Origin of the sequence: Anaeromyxobacter soli (genome assembly GCF_022808855.1) — a bacterium.
GTDB classification, from domain to species: domain Bacteria; phylum Myxococcota; class Myxococcia; order Myxococcales; family Anaeromyxobacteraceae; genus Anaeromyxobacter; species Anaeromyxobacter soli.
In genome coordinates this window covers 1-25,447 of record NZ_JAKZLF010000037.1, presented here as the reverse complement: position 1 = coordinate 25,447, position 25,447 = coordinate 1, and the positions used below count along the sequence as shown (strand labels likewise).

24 protein-coding genes are annotated in these 25,447 nt (G+C 74.9%); 9 read left to right on the top strand and 15 right to left on the bottom strand.

Translation table 11 applies throughout. The features are described from left to right. The first annotated feature begins 126 nt into the window (after window positions 1-126). Window positions 127-336, top strand: coding sequence for a hypothetical protein (locus MLV88_RS20105; RefSeq protein ID WP_242341156.1), 210 nt, complete (start codon window positions 127-129; stop codon window positions 334-336). 39 nt (window positions 337-375) lie between these two features. On the opposite strand, the gene MLV88_RS20100 is transcribed toward MLV88_RS20105, so the two are convergent. The 14 genes from MLV88_RS20100 to MLV88_RS20035 form a co-directional block, all read right to left on the bottom strand. Further along, complete coding sequence (locus MLV88_RS20100; protein WP_243338489.1) at window positions 376-1,788, bottom strand: outer membrane protein assembly factor BamB family protein; 1,413 nt, start codon at window positions 1,786-1,788, stop codon at window positions 376-378. A 369-nt stretch (window positions 1,789-2,157) separates the two neighbouring features. Next, window positions 2,158-3,027: a tryptophan synthase subunit alpha gene (gene trpA, locus MLV88_RS20095; protein ID WP_242357114.1), complete on the bottom strand. Its 870-nt coding sequence runs from the start codon at window positions 3,025-3,027 to the stop codon at window positions 2,158-2,160. After that, a complete protein-coding gene (trpB, locus tag MLV88_RS20090; protein WP_243338486.1) occupies window positions 3,024-4,295 on the bottom strand; it encodes a tryptophan synthase subunit beta in 1,272 nt (423 codons plus the stop codon). Before trpB ends, trpA begins: the two co-directional genes overlap by 4 nt. Further along, the gene (locus tag MLV88_RS20085) at window positions 4,292-4,912 is read right to left on the bottom strand and encodes a phosphoribosylanthranilate isomerase (RefSeq protein ID WP_243338484.1); all 621 of its coding nucleotides are present in this window, start codon (window positions 4,910-4,912) and stop codon (window positions 4,292-4,294) included. Before MLV88_RS20085 ends, trpB begins: the two co-directional genes overlap by 4 nt. Window positions 4,913-4,930: 18 nt before the next feature. Beyond that, window positions 4,931-5,710, bottom strand: a complete 780-nt coding sequence (gene trpC / locus MLV88_RS20080) for an indole-3-glycerol phosphate synthase TrpC (RefSeq protein ID WP_243338482.1) — start codon at window positions 5,708-5,710, stop codon at window positions 4,931-4,933. After that, window positions 5,707-6,720, bottom strand: a complete 1,014-nt coding sequence (gene trpD, locus MLV88_RS20075) for an anthranilate phosphoribosyltransferase (protein WP_243338480.1) — start codon at window positions 6,718-6,720, stop codon at window positions 5,707-5,709. Before trpD ends, trpC begins: the two co-directional genes overlap by 4 nt. Beyond that, entirely contained in the window at window positions 6,717-7,292 is a 576-nt protein-coding gene (locus MLV88_RS20070) for an anthranilate synthase component II (RefSeq protein WP_242340651.1), read from the bottom strand. Before MLV88_RS20070 ends, trpD begins: the two co-directional genes overlap by 4 nt. A gap of 146 nt (window positions 7,293-7,438) precedes the next feature. Continuing rightward, complete coding sequence (gene trpE / locus MLV88_RS20065) at window positions 7,439-8,908, bottom strand: anthranilate synthase component I (RefSeq protein ID WP_242340646.1); 1,470 nt, start codon at window positions 8,906-8,908, stop codon at window positions 7,439-7,441. An 87-nt stretch (window positions 8,909-8,995) separates the two neighbouring features. Further along, window positions 8,996-9,391: an aspartate 1-decarboxylase gene (gene panD / locus MLV88_RS20060; protein ID WP_242340645.1), complete on the bottom strand. Its 396-nt coding sequence runs from the start codon at window positions 9,389-9,391 to the stop codon at window positions 8,996-8,998. 136 nt (window positions 9,392-9,527) lie between these two features. After that, window positions 9,528-10,298 (bottom strand): glycosyltransferase family 25 protein, encoded by a 771-nt coding sequence (locus MLV88_RS20055; RefSeq protein ID WP_242340644.1) that lies wholly within the window; start codon window positions 10,296-10,298, stop codon window positions 9,528-9,530. Between the two features lie 106 nt (window positions 10,299-10,404). Continuing rightward, window positions 10,405-11,385, bottom strand: a complete 981-nt coding sequence (locus MLV88_RS20050) for a glycosyltransferase family 2 protein (RefSeq protein ID WP_242340643.1) — start codon at window positions 11,383-11,385, stop codon at window positions 10,405-10,407. Between the two features lie 17 nt (window positions 11,386-11,402). After that, window positions 11,403-13,388 (bottom strand): DsbA family protein, encoded by a 1,986-nt coding sequence (locus MLV88_RS20045; RefSeq protein ID WP_243338478.1) that lies wholly within the window; start codon window positions 13,386-13,388, stop codon window positions 11,403-11,405. Between the two features lie 157 nt (window positions 13,389-13,545). Further along, entirely contained in the window at window positions 13,546-14,604 is a 1,059-nt protein-coding gene (locus MLV88_RS20040; RefSeq protein ID WP_242340641.1) for a hypothetical protein, read from the bottom strand. Window positions 14,605-14,625: 21 nt separating this feature from the next. Then, a complete protein-coding gene (locus MLV88_RS20035; RefSeq protein ID WP_242340640.1) occupies window positions 14,626-15,135 on the bottom strand; it encodes a hypothetical protein in 510 nt (169 codons plus the stop codon). Between the two features lie 121 nt (window positions 15,136-15,256). Here MLV88_RS20035 and MLV88_RS20030 point away from each other — a divergent pair, with 121 nt between their 5' ends. The 4 genes from MLV88_RS20030 to MLV88_RS20015 all read left to right on the top strand — a co-directional run bounded on the left by MLV88_RS20030 (window position 15,257) and on the right by MLV88_RS20015 (window position 21,216). Beyond that, window positions 15,257-15,508, top strand: a complete 252-nt coding sequence (locus tag MLV88_RS20030; RefSeq protein ID WP_242340639.1) for a sulfurtransferase TusA family protein — start codon at window positions 15,257-15,259, stop codon at window positions 15,506-15,508. Window positions 15,509-15,517: 9 nt separating this feature from the next. Then, complete coding sequence (locus tag MLV88_RS20025; protein ID WP_242340638.1) at window positions 15,518-16,573, top strand: asparagine synthase-related protein; 1,056 nt, start codon at window positions 15,518-15,520, stop codon at window positions 16,571-16,573. A 299-nt stretch (window positions 16,574-16,872) separates the two neighbouring features. Further along, window positions 16,873-19,827, top strand: coding sequence for a pyruvate, phosphate dikinase (ppdK, locus tag MLV88_RS20020; protein ID WP_243338476.1), 2,955 nt, complete (start codon window positions 16,873-16,875; stop codon window positions 19,825-19,827). 144 nt (window positions 19,828-19,971) lie between these two features. Next, complete coding sequence (locus MLV88_RS20015; RefSeq protein ID WP_242341405.1) at window positions 19,972-21,216, top strand: penicillin-binding transpeptidase domain-containing protein; 1,245 nt, start codon at window positions 19,972-19,974, stop codon at window positions 21,214-21,216. A 111-nt stretch (window positions 21,217-21,327) separates the two neighbouring features. On the opposite strand, the gene MLV88_RS20010 is transcribed toward MLV88_RS20015, so the two are convergent. Further along, a complete protein-coding gene (locus tag MLV88_RS20010; protein ID WP_242341404.1) occupies window positions 21,328-22,530 on the bottom strand; it encodes a DUF4388 domain-containing protein in 1,203 nt (400 codons plus the stop codon). Between MLV88_RS20010 and MLV88_RS20005 the strand changes: the two genes are divergently transcribed. The 4 genes from MLV88_RS20005 to MLV88_RS19990 all read left to right on the top strand — a co-directional run. Then, a complete protein-coding gene (locus tag MLV88_RS20005; RefSeq protein WP_242341403.1) occupies window positions 22,508-23,164 on the top strand; it encodes a TlpA family protein disulfide reductase in 657 nt (218 codons plus the stop codon). The genes MLV88_RS20010 and MLV88_RS20005 overlap by 23 nt on opposite strands. A gap of 211 nt (window positions 23,165-23,375) precedes the next feature. Next, entirely contained in the window at window positions 23,376-24,356 is a 981-nt protein-coding gene (locus MLV88_RS20000) for a dihydrodipicolinate reductase (RefSeq protein ID WP_242341402.1), read from the top strand. Window positions 24,357-24,365: 9 nt separating this feature from the next. Further along, the gene (locus tag MLV88_RS19995; RefSeq protein ID WP_242341401.1) at window positions 24,366-24,803 is read left to right on the top strand and encodes an FAS1-like dehydratase domain-containing protein; all 438 of its coding nucleotides are present in this window, start codon (window positions 24,366-24,368) and stop codon (window positions 24,801-24,803) included. Between the two features lie 9 nt (window positions 24,804-24,812). After that, the coding region (locus MLV88_RS19990; RefSeq protein ID WP_242356983.1) for a MaoC/PaaZ C-terminal domain-containing protein at window positions 24,813-25,447 on the top strand (635 nt) is incomplete at its 3' end.

Sequence of the window (25,447 nt, the reverse complement as noted above, 5' to 3'; positions counted from 1 at the left end):
GAGACGGCCCGCGCGCTGCGCCCGAGGTGCGCCGGCGAGCGTCCCCTCGTCCCCAACGCTCCCGACGGGGCGGGCCAAGCGGTGCGCCCGACTTGCCAAGCCACGATCAGGTCTTACGGTCGTGGCATGAGGCACGAGCCACAGGCGCCCACGACCGACTCGAAGGACCTTCGCCTGCCGAACGGCTGCCTGCTGTGCGGCGGAGACCTCGACGTGCGCGTGACGGACGGCGAGGCGCGGAGCTTCTGCGGCCGCTGCCGCTGGATCAGCCGCCCGCACATGCAGCGGCAGGAGGACGGGATCCACATCGTCCACCCCGCGGGCGGAATCGCCTGAGCGACCGATCCTGATCCGCGATCCGCGCGACTCCCTCGCCTACCTCGCGCGCCGCGCGCGGGCGAACCCGCCCTCGGGCGCGATCCAGCCCCGCTCCGCGCCGTCGATCCCCACGTCGAACGCGCGCAGCACCGCCGTGGACCGGTCGGGCAGGAGCGGGGCGACGAACCAGCGGCCGCCGTGGAGCGCGCCCGGTCCGCCGTAGAGCGCATCCACCGGCAGCTCCGCGCGCCAGCGCTCGACGCCGTCCGGGCCGAGGGCGACGAGCGCCGCGGTCCCGAGCGTCACGTCGAGCGACGTCGCGCCATAGACGTCGAGCTCGGAGAGCACCAGCACACCGCCGTCCGCGGTCACCGCGGTCACCGCGGTGGTGAGGTGCGGGTGCGTCGAGCGATCGGAGGGCGGCTCCGAGGCGAGGGTCCGCCGCCAGGCGACGGCGCAGCCGTCGAGGTCGAGGCGCGCGACCGTGCCGATGCCGAACGCGTAGGCGAAGCCTCCCGCCGAGAGCACCTCGCCGGACACGCCGGTGGCGCGGCCGGCCCGCGCCCCGTCCTCGAGGCGGAGCCAGTCCACGTACGCCGGCCCGCCGTCGGGGAGGAAGCGGCTGTCCGGGAACGACTGCACGAAGGCGAACCGGTCGGACACGTTCGCGAGCCAGCTCGCGTGATCGCTCGGCTGCGCGATGGCGAAGCGGTCCCCGCCGTCGGGCGCGGTGGCGTAGACCGTCGCGCCCACCACGTCCGTGCTGGCCGAGAACAGGAGCGCGCCGTCGGGCGCGATCGCCGCGGGCGAGCTCATCCAGATCGTGCGCGCCCCCTCGAACGCGCGCCGCGACACGAGCGCCCCGCTCTCGAGGTCGACGCGGAGCACGCCCGGGTACTGGTAGCCGTCCGCTCCGAGCGCCGTCAGCGAGAGGAAGAGGACCCCGTCCGCCGCCGCGGGGTGCGTCTCCCCCACGTACGCGCGCGCCGGGCCCGCCGCCTCCGGCACGAGCGGCGCCGCGTCCGCGACCACGTCGCGGGTCCAGAGCGGCGCCCCGTCCGCGGCGCGGAACGCCTCGAGCGCGGTGCCGGGCACGCCGAGCGGCTCGATCGTGGGCTGCGAGAGCACGGCGACGACTCCGTCCGCGACGAGCGCGACGTGCGCAACCAGATGGGCGGCGGGCGCGCGCCAGCGGACCCGGCCCGCGCGCGTGGCGGAGACGACCTCGCCCGTGCCGTCGTCGGCGAGCTCGGTCCAGTAGAGGTTCCCGTCCGCGTCGAGGACCCCGTCCCAGCGGAGCCGCATGCCTGCGGCGGGACGGTGCTCCCACGCAGGCGTGGGGTGTCGCGCCGCCGTCGCCTCGAGCGCGGGGCCGCCGTCGAGCCCGACCGAGAGCTCGCACGGGCTCGCGATGGGCGGCGGGGGCGTGGGGGGAGGCGCGGCAGGTGTGCCGGCGTCGGGGGGTGGCACCGGCGTCGTCGGGACGCCGTCGATCGGGCCGCCGCCGGGGCCGATGTCCCCCGGGGCGAGACCCGGTGGCGGCGGGGGCTCGGTCGGCGCCGGCGGCTGCTCGCCGGGCGCGATGGCGGGACCCGACGGCGCGCCGCCCCCGGACGGGGGCGCGCCGCCGTCGCTCGGCGGCGTCGGGCCGGGGCTGGCCGGCGCGGGCTCGCTCTTGGAGCCGCACGCGGCGATCGCGATAGAGGCGGCGAGGAGGAGTGGAAGCGTTCGCATCGCGCGGGCGGCCGCGCTCGCGGCCACCCGAACGTTGGAGTTCCGTCGCCCCGCACGCGACGGCCCGCCGGGGCGGCGCCGCCGGGTGGGCAGCGCGGGGAGCGCTCAGCGCCGGAGCGCCCGCTTGAGCGAGCGCACGAAGCGCGTGACGCGCTCGGCGCGCGCCTTGCGCGTCCCGCCCTCCGCGATCCGCTGCACGATCGCGCTCCCCACCACGACGCCGTCCGCGAGGGCCCCGAGCTCCCGCGCCTGGGCGGGAGAGGACACGCCGAACCCGATCACCACCGGCACCGGGCTCTTCGACCGGATCTCGGCCACGGTCGGGCCGATCTCCGCGGCCACCGCCTTGCGCGCGCCCGTGACGCCGGTGACGGACACGAAGTAGAGGAACCCCGTCGCCGCGCGCGCCGCCGCCTCGACGCGCGCCGCGTCGGAGGTGGGCGCGAGCAGGAACACGGTCCGGACGCCGCGCGAGGCCAGCACGGGCGCGACGTCGCCCGCCTCCTCGGGGAGGAGGTCGGGGATGATCACCGCGTCCACCCCGGCGCGCGCGCAGCCGTCGGCGAAGCGCTCGACGCCGCGCGCGAGGATGGGGTTCAGGTAGCCCATGAGCGCGATGGGCACGTCCGAGCGCGCGCGCACCGCCGCCGCGACCTCGAGCACGCCGTCGGGCGTCGTCCCCGACGCGAGGGCGCGCTCCGCGGCGTGCTGGATGGTGGGCCCGTCCGCCATCGGATCCGAGAACGGCACTCCGAGCTCGAGCAGGTCGGCGCCGCCCTCGACGCAGGCGAGCGCGAGCGCCTTGGACGTCGCCACGTCGGGATCGCCGCCCATGACGTAGGTGACGAGCGCGGCCTCGCCGGCGTCGCGGCAGCGCGCGAACGCCGCGGCGATCCGGTCCGCCGGCGCCGCGGCGGCGACGCCCGGCACCTCGCGCGCGCCGCCCGCGCGCGCCCTCGACCTCGCGGTGCTCATCGCGCGCCTCCCTTCCGGCGCGGCGCCGGCCGGCCGCGGCTCCTCCGCGCCGCCTTCCGGGGCGGGGAGGCCTGCGCGGCGAGCGCGCGGCGCACCTGCTCGACGTCCTTGTCGCCGCGGCCCGAGACGTTCACCACGACGAGCCCGTCGGGCCCGAGCGCGCGCGCGACCTCGCGCGCCGCCGCGACCGCGTGCGCGGTCTCGAGCGCCGGGATGATCCCCTCCATGCGCGCGAGGTACTGGAGCGACTCGAGCGCCTCCACGTCGGTGGCCTGCATGAGCGTGAGCCGGCCCGAGTCCTTGAGGTGGGCGAGCTCGGGGCCGACGCCCGGGTAGTCGAGCCCGGCGCTGATCGAGTGCGCCTCGCGGATCTGCCCGTTCTCGTCCTGGAGCACGTAGCTGCGCGAGCCGTGCAGGACGCCCGGCGTCCCCTTCGCGAGCGAGGCCCCGTGACGGCCGGTCGCGAGCCCGTGGCCGGCGGCCTCGACGGCGACGAGCTTCACCGCAGGGTCCTCGAGGAACGCGGAGAAGATGCCCATCGCGTTCGAGCCCCCGCCCACGCAGGCGACGACCGCGTCGGGCAGCCGGCCGGTGAGCGCGAGGCACTGCGCCCGCGCCTCCGCGCCGATGACGGACTGGAAGTCGCGCACCAGCGCGGGGTACGGGTGGGGGCCCGCGACCGAGCCGATGATGTAGTGGGTGTCGCGCACGTTCGTCACCCAGTCGCGGAGCGCCTCGTTCATCGCGTCCTTGAGCGTGCGCGAGCCGGACTCCACCGGGACGACGCGCGCGCCGAGGAGCTGCATGCGGAAGACGTTCAGCGCCTGCCGCTCGACGTCGAGCGCGCCCATGAACACGTCGCAGGGCAGCCCGAAGAGCGCCGCCGCGGTGGCCGTCGCGACGCCGTGCTGGCCGGCGCCGGTCTCCGCGATGATGCGGGTCTTCCCCATCCGCCGCGCGAGCAGCACCTGACCGAGCGTGTTGTTCACCTTGTGCGCGCCGGTGTGGCAGAGGTCCTCGCGCTTCAGGAGCACCCGGCAGCCGCCGGCGTCGGCGCTCATGCGCCGGGCGTCGCCGAGCGGCGTCTCGCGCCCGGCGAAGCGGGTGAGCAGGTCGGAGAGCTCGGCGCGGAAGGCCGGATCCTCCCGCGCGGCGCGCCAGGCCGCCTCGAGCTCCTCGAGCGCTGGCACCAGCGTCTCGGGGACGTAGCGCCCGCCGTACGCGCCGAACCGGCCGCGCGGGCCGGGGAGGGGAACCGGAACCGTCATCGTGCTGCCTCCTTCGCCGCCTGGATGAACCGCCGCAGCTTGTCCTCGTCCTTCACGCCGGGCGCGCTCTCCACGCCGCTCGCGACGTCGACGCCGTAGGGCCGCACCCGCCGCACCGCCTCGCCCACGTTCTCGGGGGTGAGGCCCCCGGCGAGGAACACCCGCGCCGCGCGAGCCGCCTCGAAGGCGAGCGACCAGTCGAAGGTCTTGCCGCTGCCGCCGAACCCGGGCCCCGGTGCGTCCAGCAGGAACGCCGGGACCTCGTAGGCGGCGAGGGCGGCGAGCGACGAGGGCCCCTCGACGCGGATCGCCTTCACCGCCGGGACCGGGAGCGACGCGCACAGCGCCGGGGGCTCGTCCCCGTGGAGCTGGGCGACCGTCACGCCCGACGCCGAGAGGGCCGCGAGGAGCTCCTCCCTCGACGCGTCCACGAAGACGCCGAACGTCTCGACCCCGGGCGGGAGGCGCCGGACGATCTCGCCCGCCGCCGCGGGCGGGATGAACCGCTTCGAGCCCGGCCAGAAGTTGAACCCCAGCGCGTCCGCGCCGAGGCGCACCGCGAGGAGCGCGTCCTCGAGGCGCGTGATGCCGCAGATCTTGACCTTCACGGAGGGCACCGGGGCAAAGTCCTGGGGTTACTGCGTCATCTCGCGGAGGAGGGCGCCGGGATCGCTCGCCCGCACGAGGGCCTCGCCCACGAGCAGGTTCGCCGCGCCCGCCCGGCGGAGCCGGCGCGCGTCCTCGGGCGTGCGGACGCCGCTCTCCGCGACCCCCCGCACGCCCGCGGGCAGCGCGGGCAGGATCCGCTCGGAGGTGGCGAGGTCGACGGCGAAGGTGCGGAGGTCGCGGTTGTTCACGCCGACGATGCGCGCGCCCGCCGCGAGCGCGCGCTCCGCCTCGCCGGCGTCGTGCACCTCGACGAGGGCCGCGAGCCCGAGGCCGCCGCAGGCGTCGAGGAGCTCGCGCAGGGCGCCGTCCTCGAGGGCCGCCACGATGAGGAGCGCCGCGTCCGCGCCGGCGGCCCGCGCCTCGAGGAGCTGGTAGCGGTCGACCACGAAGTCCTTCCGGAGGAGCGGCACGTCCACGGCCGCGCGCACCGCGGACAGATCGGCGAGCGAGCCGCCGAAGCCGGGCCCGTCGGTGAGGACGGAGATCGCCGCCGCCCCCGCCGCGGCGTAGCGCAGGGCCTGCCCGGGCGCGTCGAGCCCCGCCGCGATGGGACCCGCCGACGGGCTCGCTCGCTTCACCTCGGCGATGACCCGCGCCGGGCCGCCCCGCAGCGAGAGCGCCGCCTCGAACGGGCGCGGCGGCGCCGCGTCGCGGGCCCGCGCCGCGAGCTCGCGCTCCGGCTCGGCCGCGCGCCGGGCCTCCACCTCGTCCCGCTTGCGCGCGAGGATCCCGGCGAGGAACGTCACGCCGCGCCTCGCGTCGCCCGCACCAGCCGCGCGAGCATCTCCGAGGCGCCGCCGCGGTCGACCACCTCCGCGCCGAGCCGGACGGCCGCGCGGAGGTCCGGGGCCGCGCCGGCCGCGACGAGCGCCGCCGCCGCGTTCGCGAGCGCCGCGTCGCGCGGGCCGCCCTTCTGCCCGCCGAGGACGTCGGCGAGGATCCGGGCGTTCCGCTCCGCGTCGCCGCCGAGGAGCTCGGCCTCCTCGTGGCGCGCGAGGCCGAGGTCCTCGGGGAGCACCGAGTAGCGCTCCACGGCGCCGTCCCGCACCTCGCACACGTGCGTCATCCCGGTGACGGCGATCTCGTCGAGCCCCTCGCCGTGCACGACGAACGCGTGCGCCGCGCCGAGCGCGGCGAGGACGCCGCCGATGACCGGCACCCAGCGGGGCTCGTAGACGCCCATGACCTGGTGCCGCGCGCCGGCCGGGTTCGCGAGCGGCCCGAGCAGGTTGAAGATCGTCCGGACGCCGAGCTCGCGCCGGATGCCGGCCACGGCCTTGAAGGCGGGGTGGAGCCGCGGCGCGAAGAGGAAGCCGATCCCGACCTCCTCGATGGCGCGCTCGACCACCTCCTTCGGCGCGTCCACGTCGACGCCCAGCGCGGCGAGCACGTCGGCGGACCCCGAGCACGAGGAGACGGCGCGGTTGCCGTGCTTCGCGACCGTGACGCCCGCGCCGGCCACCACGAACGCGGCGGTGGTGGAGATGTTGAAGGTGTGCCGCCCGTCGCCGCCCGTGCCGCAGGTGTCCACGAACACGTCGCGGTCGACGCGCACGCGATCGACCCGCGCGCGCATCACCTCGGCCGCGCCGGCGATCTCGTCCACCGTCTCGCCCTTCAGCCGCAGCGCCGCGAGGAAGGCCCCCACCTGCGCGGGCGTCGCGCCGCCGTCGGCGATCTCCACCATCACCGCGCTCATCTCCGCGCGCGCGAGGTCGTGGTGCTCGAGGAGCCGCGCCACCGCCTGCTGGATCATCGGACCCTCCCGCCGCCGAGCCGGCGGAGCCAGTTGCCGAGGAGCCGCTTCCCCTCGAGCGTCAGTATCGACTCAGGGTGGAACTGCACGCCCTCCACGTCGAGCGAGCGGTGGCGGAGCCCCATGATCTCGTCCTCGTCGGTCCAGGCGGTCACCTCGAGGGCGGCCGGCAAGGTCGCGCGCTCGACGACGAGCGAGTGGTAGCGCCCCGCCTCGAACGGCGACGGCAGGCCGGCGAACACCCCCGCGCTCGCGTGCCGCACCGGGCTCGACTTGCCGTGGACGATGCGGGCGTTGCGGACCACCCTGCCCCCGAACGCCTGCCCGATGGCCTGGTGCCCGAGGCAGACCCCCAGGATCGGCAGCTCGCCCGCGAGCGCCCGGATCGCCTCGAGCGTCACGCCGGCGTCGTCGGGCGTGCAGGGCCCCGGCGAGAGGACGAGCCCGTCGGGCCGCCGCGCCCGGATCCCCGCCACGTCGACGGCGTCGTTGCGGAAGACCTCGACCTCCGCGCCGAGCTCGCCGAGGTACTGGACGAGGTTGAAGGTGAAGCTGTCGTAGTTGTCGACCATCAGCACGCGCGCCGCCTCGGCGCGCCGCGCCGCGCCGCGGTGGGCGGCTTCCGTCACGTGAGCGCCTCGGCGCGCGTCGCCACTGCTCGCCGCGACGGCCGGGTGCGCCTCACGCGCCGGCTCCTCACGCCTCCCGCTCCGGCCGCTCATCGCTTGCCCTTTCGCGGCCTGCGCCGGCTCGGCCTCGGCGTGCGCGCCGCCACCGCGCGCGGGCTCGGCGGCTCCGCCACGGCGTCGAGCAGCCGCGACTCGGCCTGCGCGACGGCGGTGAAGACCGCGCGCGCCTTGTTGAGCGTCTCCTGGTACTCCGCCTCGGGCACCGAGTCGTAGACGAGCCCGCCGCCCGCCTGCACCGAGACGCGCCGCCCGCGCGCCATGAGCGTGCGGATGGCGATGCACATCTCCATGTCGCCGCCCCGGTCGAAGTACCCGACCGCGCCGGCGTACGGCCCCCGCCGCGCCGGCTCGAGCTCGTCGATGATCTCCATGGCCCGCACCTTCGGAGACCCGGAAACGGTGCCGGCGGGGAACCCGGCCTGCAGCACGTCCACCGCCGAGAGGCCCTCCGCGAGCCGCCCCTTCACCTCCGAGACGAGGTGCATGACGTGGGAGTAGCGCTCCACCGTCTTGAGCGCGGTGACGCGGACGGTGCCCACCGCCGAGACGCGCCCGACGTCGTTGCGGCCGAGATCGACGAGCATCACGTGCTCGGCGTTCTCCTTGGGATCGGCTCGCAGCTCCGCCTCGAGCCGCGCGTCCTCCGCCGCGTCCGCGCCCCGCCGCCGCGTCCCGGCGATCGGGCGGAGCGTCACCTCGCCGTCCTCCAGCTTGATGAGGGTCTCCGGCGAGGAGCCCACGAGCGCGCGGTCGCCGTCCTTCAGGAAGAACAGGTACGGCGACGGGTTCACGCGCCGGAGCGCGCGGTAGATCTCGAACGGCGGGACCGACACCACCGCGTCGAAGCGCTGCGAGTACACGATCTGCTGGCAGTCGCCCGCCTTCACGTACTCCTTCGCGCGCTCGACCGCGGCGAGGTAGTCCGCCTTGGCGAGGCGGGGCACGAGCGCGGAGGGACGCGCCGCCCGCCGCGCCCGGCGATCGACGAGCGGGGCGGCGAGGAGCCCGAGCCGCTTGCGGATGCGCCGGAGCGCGTCCGCGTACAGCGCGCGCGGGTCGTCGCCCGCGTCGCAGCGGACCTCGCAGAGGACGTGCATCGAGTGGCGGCGGTTGTCGAACGCCACCACCTCGTCGAAGTCCATGAGCAGGAGGTCGGGGAACCCGAGCTCGTCCGGGTTCGCGATCGGCACCCGCGGCTCGAACAGCTTCACGGCGTCGTACGAGACGTGGCCGACGAGCCCGCCCGAGAAGGGCGGCGTGCCGGGGACCCGCACGGCGGAGTGGGTCGCGAGGGCGGCGCGCACCGCGTCGATGGGATCGCCGCGATCGCCGAGCTTGTAGCGCAGTGCGCTCTTCGGTCCCGCGCCGAGGAAGCTGAACCGCGCGCTCCGCTCGCCGCCCTCGACCGACTCGAGCAGGAACGCCTGGCGCTCGCCGCGCGAGAGCTTCAGGAACGCGGAGACCGGCGTCTCGGTGTCGGCGTCGACCTCGACGCGCACCGGCACCGCACGGCCCGGCCTGCACAGGGTGAGGAAGGTCTCGAGATCGGGGGTGGGCCGGAGATCACCGGCGCCAAAGAAACACCGTCATGCCGACACCCGACGTGCCGGTCCCGCCACCTCGACCACGTCGCTCTCCACGATCTTGTTCTTCCTGTCGACGAGGACGACCGTCGGCTTGAAGCCGCGCGCCTCCGCCTCTTCGAGCTCGGCGAACGTCGCGAGGATCACGAGATCGCCCGGCTTGTTGAGGTGCGCTGCGGCGCCGTTGATGCAGATGATGCCGGAGCCCCGCTCGCCCTTGATCGCGTAGGTCTGCAGCCGCGTGCCGCGCGTGATGTTCCACACGTGCACGGCCTCGTACTCGAGGATCCCAGCGGCCTCGAGGAGGTCCTCGTCGATCGAGACGGAGCCCTCGTAGTCGAGGTCGGCGTGGGTGACCGTGGCGCGGTGAATCTTGGACTTGAAGAAGGTCCGGCGCATGGCGAGTGGGGATCCTTATCCGAACCGGACCGCCCCGCGCAAGGGTCCCGGCGCGGAGGGCGGGCGCCGGGCCGGCTCTCCGCCGATCGGGTGCGTCGGGTCGGCGGCCGCTCGCTCGCCCGCGCGCGCCCGCGCCTCAGTGCGCCTGGCGGTACGAGACCGGCTCGGTCTGCGCGATCTCGGCGCTCCGCTCGCAGAACAGCTTCGGCTGCGCCACGAAGGCGTTCACCGCGCCGGAGAGGACGAGGTGGATGAACAGCTGATCCGCGCTGTAGGCGACCGGCGTCTGCGCCGCGAGCAGCTTCCTGGCGGCGCCCAGCGTGAACGCGTAGGCGAAGGCGCCGTGGTGGAGCCCCGCGCGGCGCAGGTGGAGCGAGTATGACGATGGGTGCATGCGCAGCACCTGCTCCGGCGTCCACTTGAGGAGCTGGAGCGCGGAGAGCCCCACGTAGGCCGCGCGCTTCAGCCGCATGCGGCGCGTCACCACCTCGAAGTTCGACCAGCCGGCGTAGAGCAGCTCCCAGTCGTCGGGCAGCTCCGCCAGCGCCGCGGCGGCGCAGCCCAGGTCGCCGCTCGGTCCGGCGTCGTCCTCCAGCACGAGCACGCGCGACCACCCGTTGCGCACGGTCTGCTCGTAGAGCTGGCGATGAGAGAGCGCACAGCCGATCTCCCCGGGGGTCAGCGGCCGCCCGAGACGGCTCACGCGTCGGGCCCGGGCGGGATCGTAGGTGCCGGCGCGCTCGAGGGCGCGAACGTCGAGCGTCGCCGCGTCCACACCCATGTGGAACCGGTAGTCGAGCGTCGCGAGGTGCTGCTCGGCGTGACGCTGGCGCTCTCGCGCCCGGTGGAGCGTCAAGACGAAGATCCGATCGAACGAGCGGTTCAGGACCTCGAACGAGCTTTCCACGGCCACGAATTGTCGCACGCGCGAGCGCGAGGCGCCAATCGGGGTGGGTCCGCGGCGAGGTGGGTGCGGCACTCCGGAGAGCGCACCCGGGCTCGCCGCCTCGCGGTCAGGCGCGGCCGCGCATGCGCCGCCAGGCGGTCGAGAGATCCACGCCGGCGACGGCCGACGCGAGGGCCGTCATCGCCTTCGCGCGCAGCGCCATCCCGGGCCCGTCGCGTACGACGGCGAGGCTGAGCCTTCGCGCGCGGGAGAACCGCCCGCCGCGCAGCGCCGCGCGCGCAGCGGCCATCCGCCAGCGACCCTGGTTCGCCCGGGCGAGCGCACCGCTCCAGCCGACGCCGGCGCGCTCCTCGGGCTCGAGCGCGGCCACCACGTCGCGCACGACGCGCCGGTGCTCGCGGAGGAGCGTGTCGCCGCGCATGCTCGTGGCCTGCGCCCCGTGGCGGCGCCAGCAGCCGAGCACGTGATGGTGGTGCAGGGCGACGCCCTGGCTGCGCGCGAGGAGCAGCATGCAGGTGGGGAGGTCGACGTAGTTCGCCGACCCGTCCTGCCGGAACCCGCCGATGCGATCGAGCGCCGCGCGCCGCATCATCACCGTGACCGACGGGTACAGCACGTAGGCCCTGACGAGCTCCCGGAAGAGCGTCGCCGTGGGGACGCGGTCCGTCCCGCCGTCGAGCGCGACGCCGCGGCAGACCCGCAGCGTGCGGCCCTCCTCGTCCACCTCGAGCCCCGCCCCCCAGGAGAGCTGCACGGCGGGATCGTCGAAGCCGCGCACCTGCACCTCGAGCTTGTCGGGCGGCCAGAAGTCGTCGCCCTCGAGGATCGCCACGAGCTCGCCGTGGCTCTCGGCGAGCGCCGCGTTGTAGCTCTCCGCGAGGGCGCGGAGCCCGCGGTGCGGCAGCCGGAGGCACCGCACGCGCGGATCCCGGTAGGACTCGACGACGTCCGCCGTGCCGTCCGTCGAGCCGTCGTCCACGACGACGAGCTCGAAGTCGCGGAACGTCTGCGCGAGCGCGCTGTCCACGCACTGCCGGACGAAGCGCGCCGCGTTGTACGTCGGCGCGACGATCGTGACGCGCGGCACGGGCCGTTCGGGAACGGTCAGCGCTTCGCCAGCTGCCGGTCGATGACGGCCTTGAGCTGCTCGAACGGCACGGCGCCGACGACCCGCTCGCCGTTCACGAACATCGTCGGGGTGCCCTGGGCGCCCACCGACGCCGCGAGCTGCTGGTCCTGCTGGATGCGCGCGCGCGCCTTCCCGCTCTGGACCGAGGCCTGGAACTTCTTCGAGTCGAGGCCGATCTCGCGCGCGATCCGCGTGAAGGCGTCGGGCGAGAGCTCGCGCTGCGAGGCGAAGAGCTTGTCGTGCATCTGCCAGAACTTGCCCTGCTCGCGGGCCGCCTCGGCGGCCTCCGCCGCGGGGAGGGCCTGCTGGTGGAAGGGCAGCGGCTGGTGCTTCCAGACCACCTTCACCTTGTCGCCGTAGGTGCGCTGCACCTCGTCGAGCGTCGGGCCGACGCGGGCGCAGAACGGGCACTGGAAGTCGGAGAAGAGCACGATCGTGACGGGCGCCTTCGGGTTCCCGCGCACCGGGTCGTCCGGGCGAACGTCGACCTTCTGCACGGGGCCGGGCGCGGGCGCCTGCGCCGCGGCGGGCACCGGCGCGGCGGCGACGTTCGCGTCGCAGGCGCGATCGTAGAAGCGCGCGTCCGGCTTCGCGCCCTTGAGCAGCGCGTCCGCCTTCTTGAGCTCCTCGTCGGCGACCGCGCGCATGCGCTCGAGCGGCTGCGCCCCGACGACCTGGCGGCAGTTGAAGAACAGGGTGGGCGTGCCGTTCGCGCCGACGGAGCTGCCGAGGCGCATGTCCTCCTGGATCCGCGACTCGTACTTCTTCGACTGGACCGCCTGCTCGAACTTGCGCGTGTCGAGCCCGATCGCCTTCGCGTGGCCCGCGACGGTGGCGGCGTCGAGCGCGCGCTGGTTCTCGAAGAGCTTGTCGTGGAGCTGCCAGAACTTGCCCTGCTCGCGCGCCGCCTCCGCCGCGAGGGCGGCCGGCATCGCGTCGGAGTGCATGGGGAGCGGCTGGTGCTTCCAGACGATCCGCAGCTGGCCCGGGTACGCCTCCTCGAGCTGCTTCAGGGTGGGCTCCACGCGGCCGCAGAACGGGCACTGGAAGTCGGAGAAGAGGACCACCGTGAGCTTCGCGTCGGCGGGGCCGCGCGCCGGGTCGTCGGGCCGCAGCGGCACCTTGCGGTAGAGCGCCGCGGGCGCCGGCGCGGCGGGGGACGGCGCGACGGGCGCGGCGCCCGCGGGCTGGCCGGGGTCGGCCGGGAGGAACACCGGCCGCGGCGACGCGCCCTCCATGATCTTGGCGTAGACCTGCGACGCGGGCGTGCCGCGCTGCACGAGCGCCTCGGCCTTCTTGAGCTCCTCGTCCACGAGGGCGCGGAAGGCCTCGAGCGGCTGGGCGCCGGCGATCTTGCGGCCGTTGACGAAGAACGAGGGCGTCGCGGGCGCGCCGACCGACTGCACGAGCTGCTGATCGCGCTGGATCCGCTCCTTGTGCTTGCCGGAGGCGATCGCCTCCTTCACCTTCGCGACGTCGAGGCCGACCTCCTGCGCGGCGCGCTCGATGCTGGCGTCGTCGAGGGCCGGGGCGAGCTCGAAGAGCTTGTCGTGCATCGCCCAGAACTTCGCGTCACCGCCCTGCGCGCGGGCCTCCTCCGTGGCGATCGCGGCGGGGAGCGCGCGCGCGTGGAAGGGCAGGGGGTTGTGGCGGAAGGAGAAGCGCAGCTTGCCGGGGTAGGCCTCCTCGAGCTGCTTCAGCGTCGGGCCGACCCGCTTGCAGAACGGGCACTCGAAGTCGGACGACTCGACGATCGTGACGAGCGCGTCCGCGGAGCCGCGGAGCGGCGTGTCGTCCACCGGCACCCGGTAGGCCGCGCGCGCGTCCTCGACGGGCCGGGCCGGCCGTTGCATCGGCGCGCCGGCGGGCGGGCGCGCGCCGCGCCCGTCGAGGGCGCCGCGAGAGAAGAAGCCCACCGAGAATCCGATGACGAGGGCGATGATCCAGCTGACGTGCCTCATGTCGAACCGTCTCCTACGCGTGCGTGGTCGAGCCGCGCATTCAATCACGAAATCCCGAGTACCGACAAACGGATGAACGCGTTCCCGGACCGCGCTCCTCCCCCGAACCGCCCGCGCCGCGGGCCATTCCCGCGGCCGCGAGGGCGCCCGCCCGTCCTCAGAAGACGAGCGTCGCGATGCCGAGCAGCTTCATCTCCGAGTCCGTCGCGCTCGTCTCGGGCGCGAGGCCGCGGCGGCGGAACTGGTCCCAGCGGACCGCGACGTTGAACACCGCCGATCCCTCGAGCACCTGATAGCCGAGGCTCGCCTCGCCGGCGAGGAGGAGATCGGCCTTGTTCCACATCTTCATGACGTCGCCCTGCAGCGAGAGCAGCACGGACGGCGGCAGGAGCACCGTCCAGCGCAGCCGCCCCGCGCTCGCCGCGACCGGGACGTCGGACTCGGTCGCCCAGGCCGCCGAGTGCGCGATGTGGGCGTCGCCGTAGTAGCGGACGAACGAGGCCTCCACCGGCGACGCGTAGTAGTAGAGGCGCATCGTGTCGCCGAGGAGCGGCAGCGAGCCCTCGAAGCACGGCAGCGTCGCGACCTGCGCGAGCACCTGCACGCCGAGCGCGGGGTAGCGCGCCACCTCGACGCGGCCGAGCACGAAGCGGAACTCGCGGCGCCCGATCATGAAGGCGCCCTCGACCTCGCCATCGGAGGGCAGGTAGACCTCGGTCTCGCCGCCCGTGAACATCCGCAGCCGCAGCCGCGCCGACTTCCCGAACCCCTCGGACCAGAGCCCGTCCGCCTGGGCGCCGAAGTAGAGGAGGACGCCCGGGTTCTCGCGGTCCTTGTCGAGCTGCATCCCGCCGAACCGGCCGGCGACGCCGCTCGCCATCGCGTAGCGCCAGTGGCCGATGGTCTCCTCGGGGTGGAGCGGCGCGGCCTGGGCGCCCGCCGGGGCGATGGGCGACTCGCCGATGGCGCCGCCCTGGATCGTGCCCGAGGGCGCGCGGGCGCCGGGCCGCCGCGCGGGGGCGGGGACCGGGCGGCCGGCGGGCGGGAGCTGCGGGTCGAGCTGCGAGAGCGGCCGCATGCCGGAGGGCGGAGGCGGGAGCGGCACGTCGCCGTCGTAGGAGGGCGGCGGCGGCGGCGGCGGGAGCACCTCGTCCTCGGCGAGGGCGAGGGCCGGCAGCCCGAGCGCGACGGCGATCGCGACGGCGAGGCTTCTCATGCGGACGTCTCCCACGGTTGGCTAGAAGCGGAACGTCGCGCCGCCGCGGATGAGCAGCGGCACGCCCGCCTCCGACGAGAGCGGCGCGCCGGTGTCGACCTCGGCGAACAGCCCGAGGACCCCCGTGAAGCGGAGCTCGGTGGCGACGCCGAGGAGGAGCCAGCGCCACTCCATCGAGCGATCGCGCGCGTTCGACATGTCGAGGGCGAGCCGGACCTGGATCGGGACCTGGGGCGAGATCCAGCGCACGCCGGGCCGGAGGGCGAAGTTCGTGTCGGGGTCGAGCCCGAGCACGAGGCCGACCTCGGGGCGGAGGTTCAGCGCCTCGAGGTCGTACCCGAGCGTCGCCTCGATCTCGGAGATCCCCGCGCCGCCCTTGTCCTCCCCCTCGGAGAGCCCGAGCTCGCCGCCGCCGCCGTAGGAGAACGTCGCGGCGAAGCCGGTGGGCGTGTAGGGCTCCTGGGCGGAGGCAGCGAACGGCGCGGCCGCGGCGAGCGCGGCGAGGACGGCGACACGAGCGGGGCGGAGCATCGCGCGGAGCCTACCGCTCGCCTGCACCCCGGGCAAGGACGCGCCGGCGCGCCGCGCGCGCCCACACCGGCGGGCCGGGGGTGGTTGCCCGCCGTCCGTCGTACGGCTAAAGGGAGTGCCCGTGACGCTCCCCGACATGCCCGCACCTGTGCGGACGCTCGACACCTCCGGACGGCTCTGCCCGTTCCCGATCGTCGAGACCGCCAAGGCGGTGCGCGTGCTCGACGAGGGCGCGGTGCTGCTCGTCATCTCGACGGACGCGGGGATCGCCACGGACATGCCGATGTGGTGCAAGGCGACGCGCAACGAGCACCTCGGCACCTTCCGGGACGGCGCGTCCTGGAAGAGCTTCGTGCGCAAGCGCGCGCGCTGAAGGAGCGGAATGCGCAAGCAGGGCAAGGCCATCGCGATGATCTCCGGCGGGCTCGACTCGACGCTCGCGCTCGCGCTCGTGCGGCGGCAGGGGATCGAGGTGAAGGCGGTGAACTTCTACACCGGCTTCTGCATCACCGAGACGCAGCGCCGCAAGGGCGGGCGCGCCGACGGGAGCGTCCCCCGCAACGAGGCGCTCCGCGCCGCCGCCGACCTCGAGGTGGACATCGAGTACGTCGACATCTCCGGCGCCGAGTACCTCGACATGCTCGTGCACCCGAAGTACGGGTACGGCGCCAACGCGAACCCCTGCGTCGACTGCCGCGTCTTCATGATGCGCAAGGCGAAGGAGATCATGGAGGCGGAGGGGGCGGACTTCGTCTTCACGGGCGAGGTCCTCGGCCAGCGGCCGAAGAGCCAGCGGCGCGACACGCTCCGCATCATCGAGCGCGACAGCGGCCTCGACGGGCGGCTCCTGCGCCCGCTCTCCGCGAAGCTCCTCCCGCCCACGCTCCCCGAGCTCGAGGGGATCGTGGACCGCGAGCTCCTCGAGGCGGTGAGCGGGCGCTCCCGGCACCGGCAGATGGAGCTCGCGAAGGAGCTCGGCGTCGTCGACTGGCCGCAGCCGGCCGGGGGGTGCTGCTACCTCACCGACGAGAGCTTCGCGAAGAAGTTCTTCGACGTGCTCGACTCCCGCGAGGCCGCGGGCGAGGAGCGGCGCATCGTGCCGGAGGACGTGGTGCTCCTCTCCACCGGCCGCCACTTCCGGCTCTCCCCGCGCGCGAAGCTCGTGGTGGGGCGGTCCGAGGTGGAGAACGCGCTGCTCGAGCACCACGTCCCGGGCCGCGCCCGGCTCGAGGCGAAGGACGTGCTCGGCCCGATCGCGCTCGTGGAGGGCGAGCCGACCTGGGAGGAGCGGATGCTCGCCGCGCGGATCGTCGCCCGGTACGGCAAGGGCAAGGACGCGTCGCGGGTGGCGGTGGAGTGGCGCGAAGGCGAGCTCGTCGAGACCTACGAGGTCGAGCCGGAGCGCGACGAGGCGCGCGTCGAGGCGCTGCGGATCTGATGAGGTGAGCGCCTCGTCCCCGCTCATGGCGGCGAGGGCGGGCGAAGCTCCCGGACCCCGTCCCGCGCGCCGGCGGGCGAGCCGCGACCTCCTGTCACGCGTCGCTCGGCCCGCGGCCGCCGGCTCGGCCGCCCCCTCTCCCTTCTGCACGCGCGCGCTCGATCCGCGCGGCGCCCGTTGGGGTGGCGGAGCGCGCGCTCCGTTCCCGGCCCGGGGCCGCTTTGCTACGTTGGCGCTGTCTGGCCGTGCGCTTCCCGGCCGCGAGCTCGGTCGATCTCCAGGTTCACTCGAGGTGATGGATGGCCCAGAAGCGCATCTACGCCTTCGGCGGCGGCAAGGCCGACGGCAACAAGGACATGAAGGACCTCCTCGGCGGCAAGGGCGCCGGCCTCGCGGAGATGTCGAACATCGGGATCCCGGTGCCCCCCGGCTTCACCATCACCACCGAGGTCTGCACCGAGTACTACCGCGCCGGCAAGCGCATCCCGAGAGGGCTCGAGGCGGAGGTCCGCGCGGCGATGAAGCGGACCGAGGCGCTCGTGGGCCGCAAGCTCGGGGACGCGAAGAACCCGCTCCTCGTCTCGGTCCGCTCCGGCGCCCGCGCCTCGATGCCGGGCATGATGGACACGGTCCTGAACCTCGGGCTCAACGACGCCACGGTGGAGGGGCTCGCGCGCCGCTCCGGGAGCCCGCGCTTCGCCTGGGACAGCTACCGGCGCTTCGTCGCGATGTTCGGCGACGTGGTGCTCGGCATGAAGCCCGAGCGCAAGGAGGACCGCGACCCCTTCGAGGAGATCCTCGAGCGGAAGAAGCGCGCGCGCGGCGTGCGCTTCGACTCGGAGCTCCCCGAGGACGCGCTCCGCGAGCTCGTCGGCGAGCTCAAGGCGGCCATCGAGGAGCACAAGGGGATCGCCTTCCCGGACGACCCCTACGACCAGCTCATGCAGGCGGTGGCGGCGGTGTTCCGCTCCTGGGACAACGACCGCGCCATCGCCTACCGGAAGCTCTACGGCTACCCCTCGGACTGGGGCACCGCCGTCAGCGTGCAGGCGATGGTGTTCGGCAACATGGGCGACGACTCCGGCACGGGCGTCGCCTTCACCCGCAACCCCGCCACGGGCGACGACCAGTTCTACGGCGAGTTCCTCGTGAACGCGCAGGGCGAGGACGTGGTCGCCGGGATCCGCACGCCGCAGAAGATCTCCGAGCTCGAGGCGCGCTGGCCCGAGATGGCGCAGCAGCTCGCCGACGTCCGGGCGAAGCTCGAGCGGCACTACCGGGAGATGCAGGACATCGAGTTCACCATCGAGCAGGGCAAGCTCTACGTCCTGCAGACGCGCACCGGCAAGCGCACCGGGCTCGCCGCGGTCCGCATCGCCGTGGACATGGCGCGCGAGCGGCTCATCTCGAAGGAGGAGGCGCTCCTCCGCGTCGAGCCCGAGGGGCTGAACCACCTGCTCCGGCCCATCTTCGACGCCGAGCGGAAGCAGGCGGCGCTGAAGGGGGGGAAGGTCCTCGCGAAGGGGTTGCCGGCGGGCCCGGGCGCGGCGAGCGGGCGGGTGGTGTTCTTCGCCGAGGACGCGGAGGCGTGGCGCGCGCGCGGCGAGAGCGTCGTCCTCGCGCGCCACGAGACCTCGCCCGAGGACATCCGCGGCATGGCCGCCGCGGAGGGCTTCCTCACCGCCTTCGGCGGCATGACCTCCCACGCGGCGCTCGTCGCGCGGCAGATGGGCAAGGTCGCGATCGTCGGCTGCGAGGCGCTCTCCTTCGACTACCACGCCCGCAAGATGCGGATCGCCACCGCCGCCGGAGAGAAGACCCTCTCCGAGGGCGACTGGATGTCCATCGACGGCTCCACCGGCGAGGTGATCGAGGGCCGGCTCGAGACGCGGCCGTCGCAGGTGCTCCAGGTGCTCGTGGAGAGGACGCTCGCGCCGGAGGAGGCGCCGGTCTACCAGGAGTTCGCCGAGGTCATGGCGTGGGCGGACGCGGCGCGGCGGCTCGACGTGCGCGCCAACGCGGACCAGCCGGACCAGGCGCGCGTCTCGGTGGCCCTCGGCGCGCAGGGCATCGGCCTCTGCCGCACGGAGCACATGTTCTTCGGCGAGGGCAAGATCGGCCCGATGCGCGAGATGATCGTCGCGGAGACGCTCGAGGAGCGGCGCGCGGCCCTGGCGAAGCTCCTGCCGGTCCAGCGCGAGGACTTCCGCGGCATCTTCGAGGCGATGGGCCCGCGCCCGGTCACGATCCGCACCATCGACCCGCCGCTCCACGAGTTCCTCCCGCAGGACGCGGCCGGCATCGAGGAGCTCGCGCGCGTCACCGGCAAGCCCATCGAGCGGGTCCGCGCGCGCATCGACGAGCTGCACGAGGCGAACCCGATGCTCGGCCACCGCGGCTGCCGCCTCGGCATCTCCTTCCCGGAGATCACCGAGATGCAGTCCCGCGCGATCTTCGAGGCGGCCTGCGACGTCGCCGAGCAGGGGGTGAAGGTCGAGCCGGAGGTGATGATCCCGCTCGTCGGCGCGAAGGGGGAGCTCGACGACCAGGCGGCGATCGTGCGCCGCGTCGCGGACGAGGTGTTCGCCGCGCGCGGCCGGCGGGTGAGGTACCACGTCGGCACCATGATCGAGGTCCCGCGCGGCGCGCTCACCGCGGGCGAGATCGCGAAGACCGCCGAGTTCTTCTCCTTCGGCACGAACGACCTCACCCAGACCACCTTCGCCCTGTCCCGCGACGACACGGGCCCGGTCATCGCCGCCTACCGCGAGAAGGAGATCTGGCCGGGCGACCCGTTCGTCTCCATCGACCGCGAGGGCGTGGGCGCCCTCATGAGGATCGGCGTCCAGGCCGGGCGCGCCACGAAGCCCGAGCTGAAGATCGGCATCTGCGGCGAGCACGGCGGCGACCCGGCCTCGGTCGGGTTCTGCCACGAGCTCGGGCTCGACTACGTCTCCTGCTCGCCGTACCGGCTCCCCATCGCCCGGCTCGCCGCGGCGCAGGCGGCGCTGCGGGAGCGGGCCGCCGCGCCGAAGGCGAGCGCGAAGCGCGCGGGGAAGCGCGCCGCGGCGACCCCGTCGAAGGCGACGCGCGCGGCGCTCGCGCGCGGGAAGGGCCGGCGCGCGAAGCCGCTGCACGACGGGAAGCCCGCGGCCGCTGGCGCGACCGCCCGGGTCGGCGCGGCGCTCGCGGGCAAGGCGCTCGCCAAGGCGACGAAACGCGCCGCGAAGCCCGCGGCGCGCCGCGCGCGCTGATACCCAGGGTGAATGCGGCCCGATCGCGCTCCGGTCGGGCCGCGCCCCCGCTCAAGCACGTTCCTCGCGGTCGGCGGGCGCCTACTTTGACGCGGTCCCGGGGTTGCGGCACACTCGCCGCCGCTTCTCCCTCCGATCGCTCCGATGCTCCATCGCGTCCCTTCCTGGCTCGTGCCCGCGAGCGCGCTCGTGCTCGCCGGCCTCGTCCTCCCGCGTCCGTCCTCTCCCGGGACGGGCGCCGCGTCCTCCTCCACCGCCTCGGCCCAGAAGAAGCTGGCCGCGGCCGCCCCCGCCGCGCCCGAGCTGCCGATCCGCATCGGCGAGATCGCGTTCGACGAGGCCTCGGGGCGGTACGTCGCGCCGCTCGGCGATCGCCGCGCGACCCTCACGCTCGATCCGGGGCTGCAGGACCGGCTGGAGCGCGCGCTCGACACGTACCGGGTGCCCTGGGGCGCGACCGTCATCATCGAGCCCTCCACGGGGCGGATCCTCGCGCTCGCGGAGCACTCCCGCGCGGAGCCGGGTCGCCGCGGCCTGTCTCTCGCGGCGCTCGCGCCGGCGGCGAGCATCTTCAAGCTCGTCACCGCCGCGGCCCTGCTCGAGCAGGGGACGCACCCCGACGAGGAGGTCTGCTACCACGGCGGCAAGCACCGGCTCGCGCCGAAGCTCCTCGCCGACGACCCGCGCCGCGACCATCGCTGCGTCACGCTCGCCTCCGCCTTCGGCCACTCGACGAACGTCGTCTTCGCGAAGCTCGCCGACCGGGGCCTCGACGCGGAGCGGCTGCGCGCGACCGCCGAGCGGTTCCTCTTCAACACCGAGATCCCCTTCGCCCACCCGGTCGAGATCTCCCGGGCGGACATCCCGGACGACGACTTCGGCTTCGCGAACACCGCCGCCGGCTTCGGCGGGGTGAAGCTCTCGCCGCTGCACGCGGCGCTGCTCGCCGCCATCGTCGCGAACGACGGCGTGCTCGTGCCGCCCGTGATCGTCGACGCGGTCGAGGGCGGCGGCCCGCCGCCCTCCGCGGGCGATCCGCGCCGCGTGATCGAGGAGCCCGTGGCGGCGGAGCTCGCCCGCATGATGCGGAGCACGGTCACGGAGGGCACCGCCCGCCGCGCCTTCTCGCGCGCCCGCGGCCCGCTCCGGAGCATCTCGGTGGCGGGCAAGACGGGGTCGCTCGCCGACGCCCAGCCGTACCGCGACTACTCCTGGTTCGTGGGGTACGCGCCGGCGGACAAGCCGCAGATCGCGATCGCGACCGTGGTGGTGAACGAGCGGCTCTGGCACGCGCGCGCGCCCACCGTCGCGCGCGAGGCGCTCGAGGCGTACTTCGCGACGCACGTCGCCTCGGCGAAGGGCGCGGAGCTCCGCACGGCGTCGAGGTAGCCGGGGGCTTCGCCCCGCGCCCTGCGCGCGGGGTCCCTTGCGCCGGCGCGGACGGCTCGCCGCGAGCGCGGCGGCGCCCCGCCTCGCCTCGCCCGCGAGCCGGCGGCGGCGCTACCCCAGCTCGACGAGCCCCGCGTCCGCGAAGCGCCGGATCGCCTTCAGCACGTCCAGCTCGCGCAGGGGCGCCACGCGGGTGAGCTCGCGGAGGTCGCGCCGGCCGTCGCAGCGCGAGAGCAGGTACTTGTCGGCCGAGGAGAGCCGCAGGCGCGCCACCTCGCGCGCCGCGAGCTTGAGCCGCGGCGTCCGGGGCGGTCCGAGGAGCTCCGCCTGGAGCCGCTCCCCGAGCACGCGCTCGGTCTCGACGAGCAGCGACCGCGCGGCCTCCGAGGCGGGGGCGAGCTCCACCGCGCGCGCCGCCACGAGCTCGGCGTCGTCGGCGCGGCCGTCGGCGAGGAGCGAGCGGGCGCGGTCGATGAGGTCGGCGGCGCCGACCGGCTCCGTGGCGACGGCCGCCGCGAGCGGCGCCGGCGCGGCGCGGAGCGCGCCCTGCCGGGCGAGCGCGTACAGCCGCTGGTAGAGGTGGAAGTCGGTCGCGTGCAGCGCGAGCCCGAGCTCGTCGATGGTCTTGCCCTCGCGGGCGAGCGCGAGGAGCCGTCCGTCGATCGTGCCCGGGCCGGCGGAGGCGGGCGCCGCGGCCTCGTCCACGACGAGCGAGGCGGCGCCGCTCGGGAACTCGCCGCGGAACGCGCTCCAGGCGGTCGTCCGGAACTCCGCCTCGCGCGCGATGTCGGCGAGCGGCACCGCCGCGTCGAGCTCGTCCACGTCGGGCGGCGCGCCGTCGTCGAACCAGAACACGCCCGCGTCCCACAGGAACACGTCGAGGAGCGTCTCGCGCAGCTTGATGGCGAGGACGTCGCGGATGACGTCGGGCGACACGAGGCCGACGAGCGTCAGCACCTTCCCGAGCCGGATCCGCGTCTCCTCCTGCGTCTGGAAGGCCTTCGCGAGCTGCTCCTCGGAGACGTGCCCGAAGTTGAGCAGCAGCTGGCCGAGGTGCTCGCGCGGATCGTTCGACCCGGCCCCGATGGCCACGCCGTCGCGGACCTGGATGGACTTCTTCACGGTGCCGCGCTCGCAGCCGAGCGTGCCCGACATGCGTCGCCGCGCGAGCAGGTCGACGAGCTCCGAGAGCGGGAGGACCGCGAAGCTGCCCATGAGGCCGCGCATCGAGGCCCGAGTGTCGCCCGCGCGGCGGGTGGCGGCAAGCAAGCCGCTGTTGTAGAACCGCGCCGTGAAGACGGAATCGAACGACATCGGCCGGCCGCCTCGGGGACCCGCGCCGCGCCGCGGCCTCCGCCTCGCCGCCGCCGCGACGGCCGCCGTCCTCGTCGTGGCGCTCGCCTACCTCGCCTACGACCGCTTCGTCACGCAGCCGGCGCTCGACCGCGCGGCCATCCTCGGGTTCGGCGTGGACCGCACCGACGTGGCCGCGCCGGCCATCGAGCTCGAGGCGCTCGACGGCACGCGCTTCTCGCTCGCGCAGGCGAAGGGCCAGGTGGTCTTCGTGAACTTCTGGGCCACCTGGTGCCCGCCGTGCCGGGAGGAGATGCCCTCGATGGTGCGGCTCGGGCGGGAGCTCGAGGCGAAGCACCCCGGCCGCTTCCGGATGGTCGCCGTCTCGGTGGACGAGGCGTGGGACCCCGTGAAGGAGTTCTTCGCCGCGCCGCCCTACTTCGGGAAGCCCGGCCTCGCCGTGGCGCTCGACCCCGCCCAGGTGGCGACGCGCGCCTACTACTGCGCCGCCCGGGGAGGGGTCTGCCCCGACCTCAAGTTCCCGGAGACCTACATCGTCGACAAGGACGGCCGGCTGGTCGCCTTCGTGGTCGGCCCCCGCGACTGGTCCGACCCCTCCGCGCGACTGCTCCTCGAGTCGATGATCGGGTCGTAAAAGTTCCCTGTCCACGAACGGTTAGCGAGCCTGGAGCGACGCTCGCGCGCGCCCGGCGATCGGGGGCCAGCGCGGCCGGAGGCCAGCGCGCCGGCGGGGGCGAGCTCCCCGGTTTTCTTGATAGCCGTCGATCGCGTGCACTATAAGGGCCCGTGAATCTTGGAGATCCGCCGCGCCCGCTCCCCGGGCGCGCACGTCTCCGGAGGGGCACGTGCGACCGGACGGCGTCATCCCGGTGGTGCTCGCGGGGCTGGGTGAAACCGGGCGGGCGATCGCCCGGGCGGTCGTGCTGCGCGACGACCTCGAGATCGTCGCGGCGGTCGATCCCGACGCCGCCCTCGCCGGCCAGCCGCTCGACGAGCTCGTCGGCGCTCCCGCGCCCGAGCTGCGCGTGGAGAGCGACCTCGCCGAGGCGCTCGCGCGCGCCAAGGGCGGAGTCCTCCTGCACTCCGGGACGAGCCGGCTCGAGGAGGCGCTCCCCGATCTCCGCGCCGCGGTGCGGGCAGGCGTCCACGTCGTCTCGACCTGCGAGGAGCTCGTGAACCCGGCGCTCGACAGCGCCGAGGACGCCGAGGCGCTCGACCGGCTCTGCGAGCAGCGCGGGGTCGCGGTCGTGGCGACGGGGGTCGCGCCGGGGTTCGTGCTCGATCGGCTCCCCGCGTTCCTCTCCCAGGTCGCCGGACCGGTGCGCCACGTGCGCGTGATCCGGGTGGTCGACGTGACGGCCGGCTCCGGGGCGCTGCGGCAGAAGGCGGGCCTCGGGCTCGCCGAGGACGCGTTCGACGAGGCGCTCGAGCGCGGCGAGATCGGCCAGCCCGGCCTCGCGCAGTCGGCGGCGCTCCTCGCCGAGTCGTGCGCCGGCGCCGACGAGTACGAGGTGGACGAGGAGATCGTCCCGCTCCTCGCGGAGGAGGACGGCGCGGTGGGACGCGGAGAGGTGGCCGGGGTCCAGCAGGTCGCGCGGGTGTTCGCCGAGGATCGCGAGGTGGTCCGGCTCGAGCTCGTGCTGCAGGCCGGCGCCGAGGACCCACGGGACGAGGTGGAGCTCGACGCGGATCCGCCGCTCCGCCTGATCATCCCGGGCGGCGTCCCCGGCGAGGTCGGGACCGCGCACGCCGTCGTGAACGCGATCCCCGCCGTCCTGGAGCGCCAGGGGCTCCTCACGGTGCTCGATCTCCCCGCGGGAAGGTGAACGGAACGCATGCTCGACAGATCCCTCATCGGACGGGAGAGCGAGCCGGTGGCGCAGGAGGTGGAGCGGAGCGCCATCCGCCGGTACGCCGAGGCGCTCGGCGACCCGAACCCGATCTACCAGGACGAGGCGGCGGCGCGCGCGGCCGGCTACCCGGCGCTCGTGGCGCCCCCGACGTTCGCGGCGGCGCTCGCGGCGAACGACCGCTTCCGGCACTCGCTCGATCTCGGGACGCGCTCCATCCTCCACTCGGAGCAGCAGATCGAGTACGCCCGCCCGCTCGTGGCGGGCGACCGCCTCACGGTCGTCTCGCGGGTGGCCGACGTCCAGGAGCGGCCCGGCGCGAGCGGTCCGATGGACGTGCTCGTCCTCGAGGACGAGGCCCGGGACGACAAGGGCGAGTGGGTGTTCCGCTCGCGCGCGACGCTCATCCTGCGTCGGGGATAGGGACGACGGATGCTCAGCGCACGCCAGCTCTACTTCGAGGCGGTCAAGGTCGGCGACGAGCTGCCGCCGCTCGTGAAGTCGCCGGTGGACCGGCTCCAGATCGCGCGCTACGTCGGCGCGGCCCAGGACTGGAACCCGCTCTACATCGACGAGCCCTACGCGAAGAACTCGGGGTTCCCGAGCGCGCTCGCGCCTGGGATGATCGCGATGGGCTTCCTCGGGGAGCTGGTCGTGGACTGGGTGCGGGGCGCGCGCCTTCGCCGCTTCTCCGCGCGGTTCGTGAAGATCGTCTGGCCGGGCGACGTGCTCACCGTACGCGGCCGCGTGACCGACCGCCGCTTCGAGGAGGGCGGGCGCTACGCGATCGACATCGAGGTGTGGGCCGAGAACCAGCGCGGCGAGCTCGTCGTGCGCGGCCTCACCACCTTCCAGCTCTTCTACAGCGCGGACGACGAGGCGCGGCAGCGCGCCGGCGGGCCGCCGCTCGTGGTGACGAAGGAGGAGGAGGAGGCGCGCCTCGCGAAGCTGTCCCGGGCGCAGCCCCCGCGACCGTCCGCTCCTGCGAGCCGGCCGCTCGCGCCGCCGCGCACGCCTCAGCCGGCTCCGCCGCGCCCTGGCTCCGCCGCGCGCCCGCCCGCGCCGCC

Coding starts and splice junctions, on each gene's coding strand:
- trpA (WP_242357114.1), bottom strand. CDS start 3,027: ATGAGCACCGCGAGGTCGAGGGCGCGCGCGGGCGGCGCGCGCGAGGTG.
- MLV88_RS20040 (WP_242340641.1), bottom strand. CDS start 14,604: ATGAGAAGCCTCGCCGTCGCGATCGCCGTCGCGCTCGGGCTGCCGGCC.
- MLV88_RS20035 (WP_242340640.1), bottom strand. CDS start 15,135: ATGCTCCGCCCCGCTCGTGTCGCCGTCCTCGCCGCGCTCGCCGCGGCC.
- panD (WP_242340645.1), bottom strand. CDS start 9,391: ATGCGCCGGACCTTCTTCAAGTCCAAGATTCACCGCGCCACGGTCACC.
- MLV88_RS20105 (WP_242341156.1), top strand. CDS start 127: ATGAGGCACGAGCCACAGGCGCCCACGACCGACTCGAAGGACCTTCGC.
- MLV88_RS20015 (WP_242341405.1), top strand. CDS start 19,972: ATGCTCCATCGCGTCCCTTCCTGGCTCGTGCCCGCGAGCGCGCTCGTG.
- MLV88_RS20045 (WP_243338478.1), bottom strand. CDS start 13,388: ATGAGGCACGTCAGCTGGATCATCGCCCTCGTCATCGGATTCTCGGTG.
- trpD (WP_243338480.1), bottom strand. CDS start 6,720: ATGATCCAGCAGGCGGTGGCGCGGCTCCTCGAGCACCACGACCTCGCG.
- MLV88_RS19995 (WP_242341401.1), top strand. CDS start 24,366: ATGCTCGACAGATCCCTCATCGGACGGGAGAGCGAGCCGGTGGCGCAG.
- MLV88_RS20010 (WP_242341404.1), bottom strand. CDS start 22,530: ATGTCGTTCGATTCCGTCTTCACGGCGCGGTTCTACAACAGCGGCTTG.
- trpB (WP_243338486.1), bottom strand. CDS start 4,295: ATGACGGTTCCGGTTCCCCTCCCCGGCCCGCGCGGCCGGTTCGGCGCG.
- MLV88_RS20070 (WP_242340651.1), bottom strand. CDS start 7,292: ATGGTCGACAACTACGACAGCTTCACCTTCAACCTCGTCCAGTACCTC.
- ppdK (WP_243338476.1), top strand. CDS start 16,873: ATGGCCCAGAAGCGCATCTACGCCTTCGGCGGCGGCAAGGCCGACGGC.
- MLV88_RS20025 (WP_242340638.1), top strand. CDS start 15,518: ATGCGCAAGCAGGGCAAGGCCATCGCGATGATCTCCGGCGGGCTCGAC.